Source organism: Bacillus sp. DHT2, from assembly GCF_026241455.1.
GTDB classification, from domain to species: Bacteria; Bacillota; Bacilli; order Bacillales; family Bacillaceae_G; genus Bacillus_A; species Bacillus_A pseudomycoides.
This window is the reverse complement of the sequence record NZ_JAPHWH010000001.1, coordinates 797,018-811,722: the sequence shown is the minus strand read 5'-3', so window position 1 is coordinate 811,722 and position 14,705 is coordinate 797,018. Positions and strand designations below refer to the sequence as shown.

The 14,705-nt window shown below is 33.7% G+C and carries 13 protein-coding genes; 9 read left to right on the top strand and 4 right to left on the bottom strand.

What is annotated here, in order from left to right:
• Positions 1-38 precede the first annotated feature (38 nt).
• Positions 39-1,739: a pyruvate oxidase gene (locus ORL93_RS04470; protein ID WP_265958698.1), complete on the bottom strand. Its 1,701-nt coding sequence runs from the start codon at positions 1,737-1,739 to the stop codon at positions 39-41.
• Positions 1,740-1,822: 83 nt separating this feature from the next.
• The gene (locus ORL93_RS04465) at positions 1,823-2,560 is read right to left on the bottom strand and encodes a ZIP family metal transporter (RefSeq protein WP_018767013.1); all 738 of its coding nucleotides are present in this window, start codon (positions 2,558-2,560) and stop codon (positions 1,823-1,825) included.
• A 970-nt stretch (positions 2,561-3,530) separates the two neighbouring features.
• Between ORL93_RS04465 and ORL93_RS04460 the strand changes: the two genes are divergently transcribed.
• The 6 genes from ORL93_RS04460 (at position 3,531) to ORL93_RS04435 (ending at position 8,703) form a co-directional block, all read left to right on the top strand.
• Positions 3,531-4,763, top strand: coding sequence for an MFS transporter (locus ORL93_RS04460; RefSeq protein WP_371388982.1), 1,233 nt, complete (start codon positions 3,531-3,533; stop codon positions 4,761-4,763).
• A 118-nt stretch (positions 4,764-4,881) separates the two neighbouring features.
• On the top strand, positions 4,882-5,043 hold the full coding sequence (locus tag ORL93_RS04455; protein ID WP_003204467.1) for a hypothetical protein: 162 nt from the start codon (positions 4,882-4,884) through the stop codon (positions 5,041-5,043).
• A 183-nt stretch (positions 5,044-5,226) separates the two neighbouring features.
• Positions 5,227-6,069, top strand: a complete 843-nt coding sequence (locus tag ORL93_RS04450) for an alpha/beta fold hydrolase (RefSeq protein ID WP_097793850.1) — start codon at positions 5,227-5,229, stop codon at positions 6,067-6,069.
• Positions 6,070-6,330: 261 nt separating this feature from the next.
• A complete protein-coding gene (gene tnpA / locus ORL93_RS04445; protein WP_097793849.1) occupies positions 6,331-6,732 on the top strand; it encodes an IS200/IS605 family transposase in 402 nt (133 codons plus the stop codon).
• Positions 6,733-6,736: 4 nt separating this feature from the next.
• A complete protein-coding gene (locus ORL93_RS04440; protein WP_097793848.1) occupies positions 6,737-7,819 on the top strand; it encodes an RNA-guided endonuclease TnpB family protein in 1,083 nt (360 codons plus the stop codon).
• Positions 7,820-8,166: 347 nt separating this feature from the next.
• A complete protein-coding gene (locus ORL93_RS04435) occupies positions 8,167-8,703 on the top strand; it encodes a histidine phosphatase family protein (RefSeq protein WP_265958697.1) in 537 nt (178 codons plus the stop codon).
• Positions 8,704-8,921: 218 nt separating this feature from the next.
• Here ORL93_RS04435 and ORL93_RS04430 read toward each other — a convergent pair whose 3' ends face one another.
• Positions 8,922-10,301 carry an aldehyde dehydrogenase gene (locus ORL93_RS04430; protein ID WP_097787406.1) on the bottom strand — a complete coding sequence of 460 codons (1,380 nt, stop codon included), beginning with the start codon at positions 10,299-10,301 and terminating at the stop codon, positions 8,922-8,924.
• 542 nt (positions 10,302-10,843) lie between these two features.
• On the bottom strand, positions 10,844-11,419 hold the full coding sequence (locus ORL93_RS04425; RefSeq protein WP_098161671.1) for a histidine phosphatase family protein: 576 nt from the start codon (positions 11,417-11,419) through the stop codon (positions 10,844-10,846).
• A 222-nt stretch (positions 11,420-11,641) separates the two neighbouring features.
• On the opposite strand from ORL93_RS04425, the gene ORL93_RS04420 reads away from it, so the two are divergent.
• From ORL93_RS04420 to ORL93_RS04410, 3 genes are all read left to right on the top strand, one after another.
• Entirely contained in the window at positions 11,642-12,151 is a 510-nt protein-coding gene (locus ORL93_RS04420; protein ID WP_003204482.1) for a GNAT family N-acetyltransferase, read from the top strand.
• 169 nt (positions 12,152-12,320) lie between these two features.
• The gene (locus ORL93_RS04415; RefSeq protein ID WP_003203953.1) at positions 12,321-12,470 is read left to right on the top strand and encodes an aspartyl-phosphate phosphatase Spo0E family protein; all 150 of its coding nucleotides are present in this window, start codon (positions 12,321-12,323) and stop codon (positions 12,468-12,470) included.
• 751 nt (positions 12,471-13,221) lie between these two features.
• A complete protein-coding gene (locus ORL93_RS04410) occupies positions 13,222-14,622 on the top strand; it encodes a protoporphyrinogen oxidase (protein WP_098161669.1) in 1,401 nt (466 codons plus the stop codon).
• The last annotated feature ends 83 nt before the right edge of the window (positions 14,623-14,705 follow it).

Below are 14,705 nucleotides of genomic sequence, written 5' to 3'. Positions count from 1 at the left end.
GATGAGAACAATCTGTTTTCATCTATCTTTTTTCGATTTTACAAAGGTGGTAAATCAATTTTTCCTTCTTCAAATAACTCTTTTAGCATATGTTTCGTATATCCGGCAGCTTGCCCAAATGTAATTTTTGCAGGCATTGGTGCTTCATTTACATCTACTACTACATCAATAATACATGGCTTATCTTGTTTTACTGCATTTTCAAAAGCAGGGAGAAGTTCATCTAAGTGTTCTACACGGTAGCCAACTCCACCGCATGCTTCTGCATATTTTGCAAAATTAGGGTTTGTTAAATCTGTACCAAACTCAATATTTCCCATTACTTCTTGTTCGAATTTAATCATTGCAATTTTATGGTTGTTGAGTACAACAACCACAATTGGTAATTTATATTTTACTGCAGTGACAAAATCATTCATTGTCATTCCAAATCCACCATCACCACAAATTGCAAAGACTTGTTTATCTGGATAAGCGATTTGACCAGCAATTGCTCCAGGTAGACCACATCCGAGTGTAGCGAGCCAACTAGAGATGATAAATTGTTGATTCGTCATCCGAAAATGACGAGCAGCCCATACTGTTACATTCCCAACATCTACTGATAAAATGGCATCATCATGAGCGACATGTTGCAAGGCATGCATAACTCTTTGTGGTTTAATTGGAGTAGAAGAGTCCTCTTCTTGATTATGCAATTTTTCTTCCCATTTCTTCATCAGTTCTTGATGATATTCTAGGAATGAATGATCCTCATGCTTCTCCACATTTTCTAAAAACCATTTCAATGTTTTATCTGCATCACCAGCTAATCCGATATCTGTCGCATAACGCTTCCCAATTTGTGCAGGATCCGTATCAATATGAAGCGTTTTTGCTTTTTCGGGTAAAAAACCAGTGAAAGGGTAAGAAGTACCAATCATGATTAATGTATCTGCATGCTTCATTGCTTCGTAAGATGGTTTTGTTCCAATTAACCCTAATCCGCCTATACAAAGGGGATGTTCATCAGGAATAATTCCTTTAGCTGGAAGTGTTAAAACAATTGGTGCGCCAATATGTTCTGCGAATGCAAGTAAAGATTCCTTCGCATGTTTTGCTCCTTTTCCAGCTAAAATAACAGGTTTTTTTGCGTTATTTAATGCTAGTTTTGCTAACTTTAGATCCTCTTCTTGCGGAAAGAGTTCGGGTAATGTAAAAGAAGAACTTGTTATACGTGCGCCAGCTTCTACTTTAAACTTCGGAACATCATCTGGTATGGTAAGAACAGATACACCTTTCTTTGTATATGCCATACGAATCGCTTGGTTTACAACCGCAGGGAGTTGTTCTGCTGACATAATTCGTTGATTATAAACAGCGACATCATCAAACATTCTTTCTAAGTTTACCTCTTGGAAAAATCCTGTTCCGAGTAAATCTGATTCAACTTGACCTGTAATTGCGAGAACGGGTGCTTGATCTAGTTTTGCATCATATAATCCATTTAGTAAGTGGATCGCACCAGGCCCAGCGATAGCCATACAAACGCCTAATTTTCCTGTTAATTTTGCATAAGATGCAGCCGCTAATGCACCGGCTTCTTCATGGCGAACTTGAATGAATTTAATTTGGTCTTGTTTTTTTCGAAGTGGCTCAATAATAGAATTGATCGAATCACCGGGCATACCGTAAATGTGATCAACGCCCCATTCGATAAGCAAATCAACAAGCGCTTCACCTGCTGTTTTTCGAAACATGAAAGATCCTCCTTACATACTGTGATACTATTATGTTTCGAAAAAAAAGGTAAAATATACAAATAATAAATAAAAGTGCAGTTCTAATGGTGTCCTGCGAAGAATGTAAAGGCTGTTATGAGTAAAAAACCGCTCATAGACCAGGATAAGAAGGGAAGTAAAGCGAGGTGTTTCTTCGCTTTCCAAAGCATTTCATGTATTGTGACATATCCTAAAGAACCGATTGCACTTCCCATTATCATCCCTTGTAAATGAATCGCTTTCCCGTTCATCATCATCCCAAAGATTGTGCCAGTGCCGAGGATAATTGATAATAACAGAATTGTTAATAGAAATGAGAGATATTTATGCTGTGTAAATAAAAATGGAATGATTAAAGCTAATCCTTCTGGAATATGGTGTATAACAATCGCAAATAAGAAGGGAATGGCAGTTTCATTATGGTTTGTAAAAGCAGCGCCTAATGCAAAGCCGCTCGGCATATTGTGAATAAAAATAGCGAAGGAGAGAAATAAAAAAGTTTGCCATGCTTGCTGGTCTTTTTTATGTATGATAGGGTGATGGCAATAATTATCTAGTAAACTCATAATTAATAAACCAATGGCAATTCCGAGCATAGGACCCATGATTTCATAGCTTGAAAAAGTTTCTGGAATGATTTCTAGTGATAATAGACCGAGTAAGATACCGCCGCATAGCGCATATAAACGATGCATTTTCTCTTCTATCAGTTGACGTGTGGCAAGTCCGACAGCGCCACCTAATAGTAATCCACCAAACGAAAAAAACGTAACGATCATCGGAATCCATAATCGTTCCATAGAATCACACTCCATTTTTATGGTCTTCATTTTCAGCTTACTGTGTGAAAGGGGAGATTAGTCCAAATTATTTGGAAGTAATTCTAGATTATTGAGATTCGAAGTATCCGAATAATATGGTAAAAAATCGTTAGTCTGAAACAACGGGAGATTGTATTTGTTTTAGAGAAAAGCGAGTCTGTTCATATACAATCCAATCAGAATATATTGATAGCTATTGAATCAACTTGAACTTGTAGAGTTTTCTAATGAAGTGTAATGATTGATATCTGTAAGTAGAATTTGTATAAAAAATTTCAAAATGATAGACTTTCAAACTTGTGAGATATTTATTCAAATATATGGTTTATATGAAAAAAAGGGAGAATAAGGTGAAAAATAAATTATTATTTGCTTGTTAAAAAGCAAAAATACTTTTGACTTGAAGAAGTTTAAAAAGAATCTACTTTTAATATTACAGACGAGGGATTATGTATCGAGATCGGAATTAAAATAAACTAAAAAGGGCAAATATATTAGACTTACATAATATGTTGATTGCTTTTTTCTATAAGAAGTTGAAGACAGTTCTTCAATCACATTAATGTTGTCTTTTCATTCAATCCATGATGTATACACTTCTCTTATATAAAACATAAAACGTTCATTATTTAAAAAAGTAATTCTTATAATGATAGGAGCAAGTATTAAGTAATGTAAGGATTTTTGGATATTTTGTAGAATTTTATAATTATCAAGCACTTAATCAGCTTTTTGAAGAACATTTATCCCGCTATTTGTGGGCAGACCCCTACCTCAAAATTCAACAAAAGCAAAGAAGTTGGGTGGGGGATCAACTGCCTGTAAAAGCCCGATTGGTCAGGCTAATAATCAGTAGGATGCTTACTACCCATAAATACATACCAAAATTCACCTGTTAAAGGGGGATATAGTTTTGACAATTAAAAAGGAGACAAATCTTAATTCACCGCTGCAATCCAAAGAAACAAGTGGAAATGTGCTTTCAACAATTACACAGTTGCCTAGTATATACGTGATTTTTGTTTTTGGCTTACTGATTTCCAGGGTTGGTGATTCCCTTTATACGTTTGCCCTTCCTTGGATTGCCTATGAGTTGACTGGTTCAGCAGTAATAATGAGTTCTCTTTTTGCTATTGGTGTGCTACCCATTGTTTTATTTGGTCCAATAGTAGGAGTAGTGGTAGATCGTTGTGACCGACGAAAATTAATGTGGACCGCTGATCTAGGATGTATTGCTTTGGTAGCATTCATTCCCATTCTTCATATGCTAGGTCTTCTCCAAATCTGGCATCTATACGTTGTTTCTTTTATTTTAGCAATACTATCCATGTTGTTTGATGTAGCTACTGTTACAGTAATTCCACATATCGCAGGTCAGTCGTTAACAAGAGCCAATTCGGCATACCAAATGGTTAATCAAATTGCTAGTTTAACAGGACCCGCATTAGCGGGCATTATAATTGCTGTAATAGGAGGACTTAACGCTCTCTGGATAAATGTCCTCTCTTTTGTAGCTACTTTAATTGTAGTCTTGCTATTACCAAAAATCGAAAAAAGAAAACCCATGGATAAAGCGGGAAATCTATTGGGGAACCTAGAGAACGATATGAAAGAGGGATTTAAATGGCTATTAAATGATCGTCTTAACCTTGCTTTATCTTTTCAAGCAATGGTAGGTAACTTTGGCGCTAGTGCCATACTGGGAGCACTTATGTATTACTTGCTTTCAACATTACACTTATCTGCTGAACAAAGTGGTCTTAATTATACGTTGATCGGAGTAGGTGGCCTTTTAGGAAGTATCATTGTTGTTCCGCTCGAACAACGTTTTAGACGTGGAATTCTTATTCCTGTTCTTTTAGGTATAGGTGCGATTGGATTGACCTATGCCATATGGAGTAAATATTGGCTTGCACCAGGTATTGCATTTGGTATTGCTATGATTTGTAATATAGCTTGGAATACCATTGTAGCATCGGTCCGACAGGAAACTGTACCTACCGATATGCAAGGAAGAGTTTTAGGATTCTCAAGAGTGCTTACCCGTCTGGCTATGCCGTTAGGAGCATTAGCGGGTGGAGTGATTTCTGACTTTAACCCAGTTGCAATATTTATACTAGCATCAGCTACAAAGTTCATTGAAGTCATAATTGCACTTACGAGTCCTATACGTAAACTATGAGTATTTGATTCAGATGAAAATCCATTAGAATGTTGTCAAGGGCATATTCAATCGGATATTAAGATACCTAGAGTATAAATCTAACGTAAATCCAACTGAGAATTTTGGTGAGAGTGCAATGAAGCTTCAATGTAAAGATACCAAAGGGAATTTATATACGGAATATGTTATTGGATATTTTGAAAGAGGTTATTCTGGAAATGCTGTAATAACGATAAAATTTGTTGATGCAAATGGAAAACTTGACATAGAAATCAAAGATACTACATCTTTATATTGAAATGTACAATTCTCCAATTCTTCCTCGTTTCTTTATCAATCTTGAGGTGAAAGTCCTACTGCCTGTTAATATGGGATAAAATAATAACCTGTTACTAAAAAAGTATGTGATAGTCAAGACGCATAGATGAAAAATGTATTCGAAATGAGTAGTAGTCGTATTAAAATTTTTGGGGGGAATATTTTGAAACGCTATTTTATCAATAATGGGAACATAGATGTACAAATTACAGAATGGGGGAGTAAAAATAATCCCGTAATTTTTTGTTTACATGGATTAGGAAGCACGAGTCTTAGTTTTATAGAAATTGCTGAGCAGCTCAAAGCGGAGTATAGATTGATTTCAATTGATGTGCCTGGACACGGTAAAACTTCTCCGTTTGAAAGTGCTGAAGAATATGAAATGCCTCGTTTAGCAACATGGTTAAACGACCTATTGAATCATCTTGAAATTGAACAATTTTATTTCTTATCACATTCTTGGGGAAGTTTGGTGTCTTTGTTTTATTTGATGGAATACCCCGAAAGAGTAAAAGGTAGTATTCTCATCGATGGAGGATATCAAACAAAAAGACTTAAAGAAGAAACTGTAGAAGAAGAAATAGCTTACTATGAAAAAGATTTTGAAGAATATGTATTTAATGATTGGAAATCTTTCTTCAAAAGTGAAAAAGCAGCATATACAAGATGGTCTGCCTTGTTAGAACTGGCCGTAAAAGAACTTGGTTTAGAAAATGACAATAAAGTGTATTGGCATGCAAGAGGTGTAACAGCCGGTCATATCATTAAAGCTATGCATAAACATGAAACAATAGATATTTATGAAAATTTGCCGTCCAACATCCTATTATTAAGGGCTACATTACCCAATAGCTGGGATGCATATAGAAGTAAGACAGCAAACATCTTTAAACAGAAAACAGGAGGAACAGTAAAATTAATTCCTAATACTACTCATATGCTACATTGGGATAAACCAGAGGTTGTAGTGGAAGAAATAAGAAAGTGCTGGTCTCATTCTTATTAAACAAATAGATGTTTTAGTTGAATAAGTCAAAGAAAAAATCGATTCCTTTCAAGTTCAGGGAATCGATTTTTTAGGTGTGTGAATTCAATAAGGATATTATTACAGATTTTCCGAACGGGAAAGCCCATCGTCTTTAGGCATGGGATGAAAGTGAGGTTAGATACGGAGTGTCACTAAATCCGTAAGGTTTGTGACGCTTCAAGTATCTAAAGTACTTTCATCTTTGTTGTAGTTGTGTGTTATAACTGATACGATGTGAATATGCTAAATGATTATAGAAGAACTAAAACAACAGTATCATTAATTAACTATCATTTTGTATTTTGCCCACGATATAGAAGAAAGATTTTTCTTAACACAAAGGTAGAAGAACGTTTCAAAATATTGGTTCAAGAAATGTGTAATGAGCTGAATATTGCCATTGTCGCAATGGAGTGTGACAAAGACCATGTTCACTTATTCTTAAATACACTACCAACGCTTAGTCCTGCGGATATTATGGCAAAAATAAAAGGAGTGACTTCTAAAAAATTGAGAGAGGAATTTCCTCATCTCGGGCACCTGCCAAGCCTTTGGACACGCTCGTATTTCGTTTCTACCGAAGGAAATGTATCGAGTGAGACAATCAAACGTTATGTTGAAAATCAAAAAACAAGGGGGTGAAAAGATGTCGCAGACGATAACGGTTAAAGTTAAACTGGTTCCAACAAAAGAACAAGTTAAACTATTAGAAGAGAGTGGTCACGAATATATCAAAGTTATTAACGCACTTGTATCTGAAATGGTCGAAGCAAAGAAAAGTACCAAGAAAAGTACAAAAGATATTGAAGCTAATATCCCAAGTGCAGTGAAGAATCAAGCGATTAAGGATGCTAAAAGTGTGTTTTCTACAAAGGTGAAGAAAAGTAAATATAAAATCATTCCCGTTCTAAAGAAACCTGTTTGCGTGTGGAATAATCAAAACTATTCATTCGACTTCGCCCATATTTCAATTCCTTTTATGGTAAAGGGAAAGTCAACTCGTTTAAAGATTCGAGCTTTGTTAGCCGATAAGAACAATCGTAACTTTGATTTGCTGAAACATCATAAGTTAGGCACACTCCGTATAATGAAAAAATCACATAAATGGGTTGCTCAAATATCTGTCACGATTCCTACAAATGAAAATACAGGAACACAAATAATGGGTGTCGATTTGGGTTTAAAAGTCCCTGCTGTTGCCGTAACAGACGATGATAAAGTTCGATTCTTTGGGAACGGTAGGCAAAATAAATATATAAAACGAAAGTTTCGTAGTGTTCGAAAGAAGTTAGGGGAACAAAAGAAACTAAACGCTATTCGTAATTTCGATGATAAAGAACAGAGATACATGAAAGACCAAGACCATAAGGTTAGTCGTGCAATCATAAATTTTGCTAAAGAGAACAATATTTCTGTCATTCGATTAGAACAACTAACGAATATAAGACAGACGGCAAGAACAAGCCGTAAAAACGAAAAGAATTTGCATAGCTGGTCATTTTATCGCTTATCTCAATTCATTGAGTACAAAGCAAATTTAGAAGGTATCAAAGTTGAATTTGTGAATCCTGCCTACACGAGTCAAACATGCCCTGTTTGTTCAGAACAAAATAAGGCACAAGACAGAAAATACAAGTGTAAATGTGGATTTGAAAAACACCGTGATATTGTTGGGGCGATGAATATTCGCTACGTAACTGTGATTGATGGTAATAGTCAATCAGCCTAAGCACCTATAGGGTCTGGCTTAGGAGGGGCAATGAGATGCCCTTATCTTGAAGGCTGTTCAAAACAGAAATGGACTGCGAATGTTTAGTCATTCAAGAATCCCACCCGTTAATCCGTAAGGATCAGGGCTTGCGACTTTAGTCGTGGGAGTCTCAATTGTTATATCTTTTTTACATATTGAAAATGAGAATAGAACTCTTAATTTATTGAATGAAAATGTTAAAATTATAAATATTAAATCAATAAAAAGTGATAGATATATTTGATTCTGTATCATAGGAATTTAGAATAGTAATCAAAAGCAATTATTGAATTAAAGGGGATAAAAATAACAGGGAGGGGATAGCCATGATTTATGTAATTAGACATGGGCAAACAGATTTGAACAAAGAAGGAAGACTGCAAGGGAGATTAGGATTACCATTAAATGAGTATGGTATAGAACAAGCAGAATGTTTAAGAGATAAGCTTAAACATATAAAATTTGATTATGTATTTTCTTCTCCGCAAGAAAGAGCAGTTGAAACAGCAGAAATCGTAACGGGTATAAAAGCAATAACCGATAAAAGACTTGATGTTTTTGATTTAGGAGAGGCAGACGGATTAAGAAAAGACGAAGTAAAAATGGCTGGAGGTGCTCCTGATTCTAGAGCTTATAATGGAGTTGAAGATAGTAACAGCTATGTGCAAAAAATTTTTAACTTTATGCATGATCTTGAAGTGAACTATAGAAAAAGAGAGTTAAATATTTTGTTATCTGGACACAGGTGTACAACTGGCTGTATCGGTGCTTATTTTGAGGGGATTCCAGAAGACAGAAATATTTTAAAGTTTTCATCCAATAATGGAGAATATAAAGTATATAAATTTAATCGTAACTCGTGATATAAAGGCTTATGAAATATTGTATTTTTGGGTTTAATGTTAACGTTAATGTTAATTGAATAAACTAAAACTCAAAAAGGCATCTGCTGATTCTCAGTGGATGCCTTTTTAGTATTGCGAATGCGGGGGCAGATTTTATAAATAATAATGGTAATAGTTAACCCCCTATTTTACTTTTGATTGCCATACCCTATGTTCAGCAAACAGTGTCTTTCTTATTACTTAAAAATCTTTCGCAAAATTTTAATTTTGTTCCTATACGGTGGAAATACAAACCCTAAATCTATCCTTGAGCTTTTCTTTAAAATGCTTTTACGATGTGTAAAAGTATCAAAACTATGTTTGCCATGATAGGAACCGAATCCTGCATTTCCTACTCCACCAAAGGGTAAGTGGAGATTAGCCATATGTGACATTGTATCATTGACGCATCCTCCTCCAAAAGAAATTCGTCCTAATACCTGTTTTTCAACATTTTTATTTTCAGTAAACACATACAAGGCTAACGGTTTAGGATGGTTGTTAACCATGTGAATGACCCCATCTAAGTCGTTGTACTCCATAATTGGTAAAATTGGTCCGAAAATTTCTTCTTTCATAGCTGCATCATCCCATGATTTTACTTCAAGAAGTGTTGGTTCAATATATAAATGACTTCTAGATGAATTTCCACCAAATATTATATGATTTTGGCCTTTTTCTAATATAGAAATAAGTCTATCAAATTGTCTCTCATTGACAATTCGACCATAATCATTGCTTTTTGATACATCCGATCCATAAAAGCGGGTGATTATTTCTTTCATCTTCGAAATCAGTTTTACCTTAACAGATTTGTGTGCAATAACATAATCGGGTGCAATACAGGATTGCCCAGCGTTTATGAATTTTCCCCAGATAATACGTTTGGCTGCTATATCGAGGTTAGCTGTTTCATCGACAATAGCTGGTCCTTTTCCACCAAGTTCTAATGTTACTGGTACAAGATTTTTTGCCGCAGCTTCCATGACAATTTTTCCAACTTGAACGCTACCAGTAAAAAAGATATAGTCAAATGGTGCATGAATTAATAAAGAAGTTGTTTCTCTGTCGCCTTCAATTACACGAATATATTGCTTATCAAACGTTTCACTTATTATTTTGTTAATTACAGTTGAAACATTTGGTGCATTTTCTGAAGGTTTGAGAACTACACAGTTTCCTGCCGCAATTGCCCCAATAAGAGGTTCAATTAATGATTGGAATGGATAATTAAAAGGTCCAATAATTAGCACTGTACCATATGGCTCTTTTATTATGTAGCTTTTGGAAGGTAAAAAGTGAATAGGTGTTTTTACTTTTTGTGGTTTCATCCACTGTTTTAGGTATTTCATTATAAAGTTGATACTGTTTAATGTGAAACCAATTTCTGCAGCATAAGCTTCAAACTCGCTTTTGTGTAAATCTTGATATAATGCGCTCAGCACTTGATTTTCATATTGTTGAATAGAAATTTTTAATTTTTCTAACTGTTTAAGGCGGAATTGAAGACTATTTGTATAATCATTATGGAAAAATTGTCTATGCTCTTGAATAAGTTGTTGAATATTATCAACCATTAGGAAATCCCTCCAATAGAAAGAAAATATTTAAATACTATGTATATCAATTATAGAGAGTATTTGCTCCATATATTCTATTCACTAATGCATCCGTTTGCTGAAAAAAGCTACTGTTAAACTAAGAGTGGTTATCTTAGAATTGGGTAAATTCTATAAATATTACATAGTATTTCAAAACATGCTCTTCATATTTGCTTTTATATCAAGGTTAAAACCGTTAATTTAATCAAACTTTACTTTAAAGCTACACGTGAACGTTTTTGTATTAACAATAAGAAAGAAATTATAGATAGAATATTTTATTTCAATATTCTTTAATTTTTAATTTTTTTATAAACACAGTAACTGCTATGATTTTTTTATTAGGAGGGGATTTGTGGTGAATATAGTACCAATACAGAAAGGTGATGTTCCTTATGTTATTATGGGAAAAGATTTAAGCACTATATAATAGCGAATATCTCATATTTGTAGGAAACTATAAAACAAAAAAGAAGACTTGCTACTAAGAGCTTCTTTTTTGTTAGAATTTTAAACATTTAATCTAAATGTACCGTGCAATTATATAATTCTGAATCCCATCCGTTCTCTATTTTTATAATTTTAGTTATTGATGTATTTTTAGGAGATTCTATCATGCTCAAATGAGGTACTAATTCTTTGAGAAGCTGCTTAATGAATGAGCCATGACTAACGATTAAGATGTTTTTGTTAGGATATTTATATGTAATTTCTTCAATAAAAGGTATAGCTCTTGCTTTAACGCTATCAGCACTTTCGATTCCTAAATCAAGCTCTCTCCAATTATCTCCCCACTTCGAAATTCGTTCGTCTTCGGTCGTTCCTTCAATTTGTCCACCGCTTACTTCGCGAAGTCTAGGGTCTAAATGGATTTCTATATTTTCAACGTTTTTTTCTATTGCCTCAGCAGTTTGTTTCGCTCTTAATAAATCGCTAGAGTAGATTACATTCCACTTCTCTGTAGCTAAACGTTCTGCAAGTTTATAAGCTTCAGATAATCCAGCTTGATCAAGTGGAATATTTGAATTTCCTTGTGCTCTACCTTCTTTATTCCAATGTGTGCTGCCGTGCCGGATAATACCGAGTGTAGTCATATGAAAACCTCCAAACTATAGTTTTTAGAAAAATAAAAATCATCCCGTTATTATATGACAATTCAGGAAATAAAAAAAGGAAATTTTATATTTTCTATACAAAAGTTTTAAGAATATTGTTATGCAAACAGATGAATTAGGAGATTTAAAGATAAATGCAAGTAGGATTCTTGTATAGAAATAAAGAACCTTTAATGTATTAGTTGAAAAGGAGGTAAAGTGATGGAGGTTACGATTCGTGCAGTAGAAATACAAGATGCTAGAGCAATTCATCGTATATGCATACAAAATGATGTTTTACCATATATGGTTTTCTTGCCTAGTATGCGAGTGGATGCGATGGAAAATAGGATTCGAAATCTAGCGCCGAATCAATTTGAATTTGTTGCTGAGTATGATGGAAAAGTCGTTGGGTTTATTGGTTTAACGCAAGGGCAAGGACGAAGGTCACATTCGGGAGATTTATTTATCGGTGTAGATAGTGAATATCATAATAAAGGCATTGGGAAAGGTTTGATGACGAAAATGCTGGATCTTACAGATAATTGGTTAATGCTAGAGAGAGTAGAACTTGGTGTTTTGGAAATAAATCCTGGTGCAAAAGTACTATATGAAAAATTTGGATTTAGGGAAGAAGGTATAAAAAGGGGGAATCTAAAAGCTCATGGTAAGTTCATTGATGAAATTATGATGAGTCGTCTTCGGCCCAATGGTTTAATTGTACATAATTAAAAATTACAAGAAAAAGAATGCTTTTTTTGTAAAGCATTCTTTTTCTTGTAATGGGGAGTAGCTTTTTCTTAAAGATGTAAGATTTACATAAACATAACACTTTTACTTATTATGTAAGTAGTCTATACTAGAGTACATATATTTTCAAATTGGAGCGAGTAAATAAAACATGGAGCTGAGAAAATTAGAACATATCATTGAAGTGAAAAAAGAAGAACTTTTTGCACTTGTTTCAAATTATGGATTTCAACACCAAAAAGTACTTGAAATGAGCCAGGAATTAGACAAGTTAATAAATTATTTTATGTTATTAAAATAAAGAGCGGTCACTTTATACAGAAATAATGATTGAGTGATAGTTGGTTATTTTAATTGTTAGTTTATTAGCTGTAAATATTAAAAAGTATAATTATTTCCTTATTTAAATATATCTTCTAACATCATTAAGCGTTACGAACCTCATTTTAGAATCTCATCATGTTATAAACACTACTGTAATATGAAGTGTGTTTTATTTAAATAATTTAATGAAAGAAAGTAAATAGATTAGCGATATTTTTGTTTATGAAAAGACCACCAAGTAAAATGAAATCATTAACTTTTGTTGATGTTTTTTCCAGTTCAACCATAGAATTGAGAAGAAACCTTATAACAAGAAGCTGTGCATCATAAAAAATGTTTGAAAATGAAGAAGTAGTTTCGTATATGAATGAAATTCATGAGAATAGTGCTGGGAGAACTTTCATTCAATTATGGAATGAAACGAATCGTTATCCTTTTTGTGAAACTAGTGATGTTTCTAATCTTTAAGTGCCTGCATTATGTATTGCTGGAGGGAGTTCGGAGGATGAGTCTTCAGCTGCTATATCTTTTAAACAACTAAATTCGGAGATTCATATTGCTATCTTTCCTTTTGCTTAATCATTTAGTGTATAATGATCAATCTGAAATGTATTCACATACATTGTATACCTTTTCAAGAACTTTGAAAGTTGCTAGTCGAGAAAGCTCATTTTTGGGTATAATAATAAAGGAATTTATTTATAGTATCGGTTAGGAGCGTAGCAGGTATGAAAACAGTTGTTGTCATAGGTGGAGGTATTACAGGACTTTCTACTATGTATCATTTAGAAAGATTAAAAAAGGATTACGATATAGATTTGAAATTAATCCTTGTAGAACAGAATGAATATTTGGGCGGGAAAATTCACAGTGTGAAAGAAAAAGATTTCATCCTGGAAACAGGAGCCGATTCAATCGTTGCACGAAATGAAACTGTTATGCCATTTGTAAAAGAACTGAATTTAGAAGATGAAATGGTATATAACGAAACAGGTATTTCATATATTTACTTAAATGATACGTTACATCCGATTCCTGCTGACACAGTATTTGGTATACCGATGAGTGTAGAGTCGTTATTTAGTAGTACGTTAGTTTCAACGAAAGGGAAAATCATTGCACTGAAAGACTTTATTACAAAGAATAAAGATTTTACGAAAGATACATCACTCGCTGTATTTTTAGAAAGTTTTTTAGGAAAAGAGTTGGTTGAAAAACAGATTTCCCCCGTTCTTTCAGGAGTGTATTCTGGTAAATTAAATGAGCTTACAATGGCTTCTACACTACCATATTTACTTGATTACAAAAATACATACGGCAGTATTATAAAAGGTTTTGAAGTAAATAAAAAACAATTTCAGGCTGCTGGGAATAAGAAGTTTTTATCATTTAAAAATGGACTTTCTACGATTATTAATCGTTTAGAAGAGGAATTAGCTGAGACAGATATACGAAAAGGAGTAACAACGACGAAGGTAAATAGAGTTGATGATGGATATGAAGTTTCTTTTTCAAATCAAGAGACAATAAAAGCGGATTACGTTGTTATAGCTACTCCACATGATGTTGCACAAACATTATTAAGTTCTAATGAATTAGATGATGATTTCAATAAACTGAAAAATTCTTCGTTAATTAGCATTTATTTAGGGTTTGAAATAGCTGATGAACAATTACCGGTAGATGGAACTGGTTTCATTGTTTCAGAAAATAGTGATTTACTTTGTGATGCATGCACGTGGACAAGCAGGAAATGGAAGCATACATCAGATAAACAAAATTTATTGGTGAGATTGTTTTATAAAAGTTCGAATCCTGCTTATGAAAAAATGAAACATAAAAGTAAGGAAGAATTGATTCAAGTTGCCTTATCTGATATTGAGAAAAGCCTTAGAATTCAGGGAGAACCGCAAATTGTTGAAGTTACGGACTGGAAAGATTTAATGCCAAATTATCATTTAGAACATAACCATGCAGTTCAATCTTTAAATGAGAAATTATTAGATGTTTTTCCAAATATGTATCTAGCGGGGGCTTCATACTATGGTGTAGGCATTGGGGCTTGTATAGGAAATGGAAAGAAAACGGCAGAGAAGATTATTGAAGTATTGAATAATCACTTTGAATAACGTAACCTTTATATTTTTGACGAAATCCCTCTCTAGTATAAGAGTGGGATTTCGTCTGTTTTTTACTAAAAATTGTATCTATC

What these genes read in the sequence shown, in the direction of transcription:
- ORL93_RS04435 (WP_265958697.1), top strand. Translation starts at nt 8,167, where the DNA reads ATGATTTATGTAATTAGACATGGGCAAACAGATTTGAACAAAGAAGGA.
- ORL93_RS04410 (WP_098161669.1), top strand. Translation starts at nt 13,222, where the DNA reads ATGAAAACAGTTGTTGTCATAGGTGGAGGTATTACAGGACTTTCTACT.
- ORL93_RS04470 (WP_265958698.1), bottom strand. Translation starts at nt 1,739, where the DNA reads ATGTTTCGAAAAACAGCAGGTGAAGCGCTTGTTGATTTGCTTATCGAA.
- ORL93_RS04425 (WP_098161671.1), bottom strand. Translation starts at nt 11,419, where the DNA reads ATGACTACACTCGGTATTATCCGGCACGGCAGCACACATTGGAATAAA.
- ORL93_RS04420 (WP_003204482.1), top strand. Translation starts at nt 11,642, where the DNA reads ATGGAGGTTACGATTCGTGCAGTAGAAATACAAGATGCTAGAGCAATT.
- ORL93_RS04415 (WP_003203953.1), top strand. Translation starts at nt 12,321, where the DNA reads ATGGAGCTGAGAAAATTAGAACATATCATTGAAGTGAAAAAAGAAGAA.
- ORL93_RS04455 (WP_003204467.1), top strand. Translation starts at nt 4,882, where the DNA reads ATGAAGCTTCAATGTAAAGATACCAAAGGGAATTTATATACGGAATAT.
- tnpA (WP_097793849.1), top strand. Translation starts at nt 6,331, where the DNA reads ATGCTAAATGATTATAGAAGAACTAAAACAACAGTATCATTAATTAAC.
- ORL93_RS04465 (WP_018767013.1), bottom strand. Translation starts at nt 2,560, where the DNA reads ATGGAACGATTATGGATTCCGATGATCGTTACGTTTTTTTCGTTTGGT.
- ORL93_RS04430 (WP_097787406.1), bottom strand. Translation starts at nt 10,301, where the DNA reads ATGGTTGATAATATTCAACAACTTATTCAAGAGCATAGACAATTTTTC.
- ORL93_RS04440 (WP_097793848.1), top strand. Translation starts at nt 6,737, where the DNA reads ATGTCGCAGACGATAACGGTTAAAGTTAAACTGGTTCCAACAAAAGAA.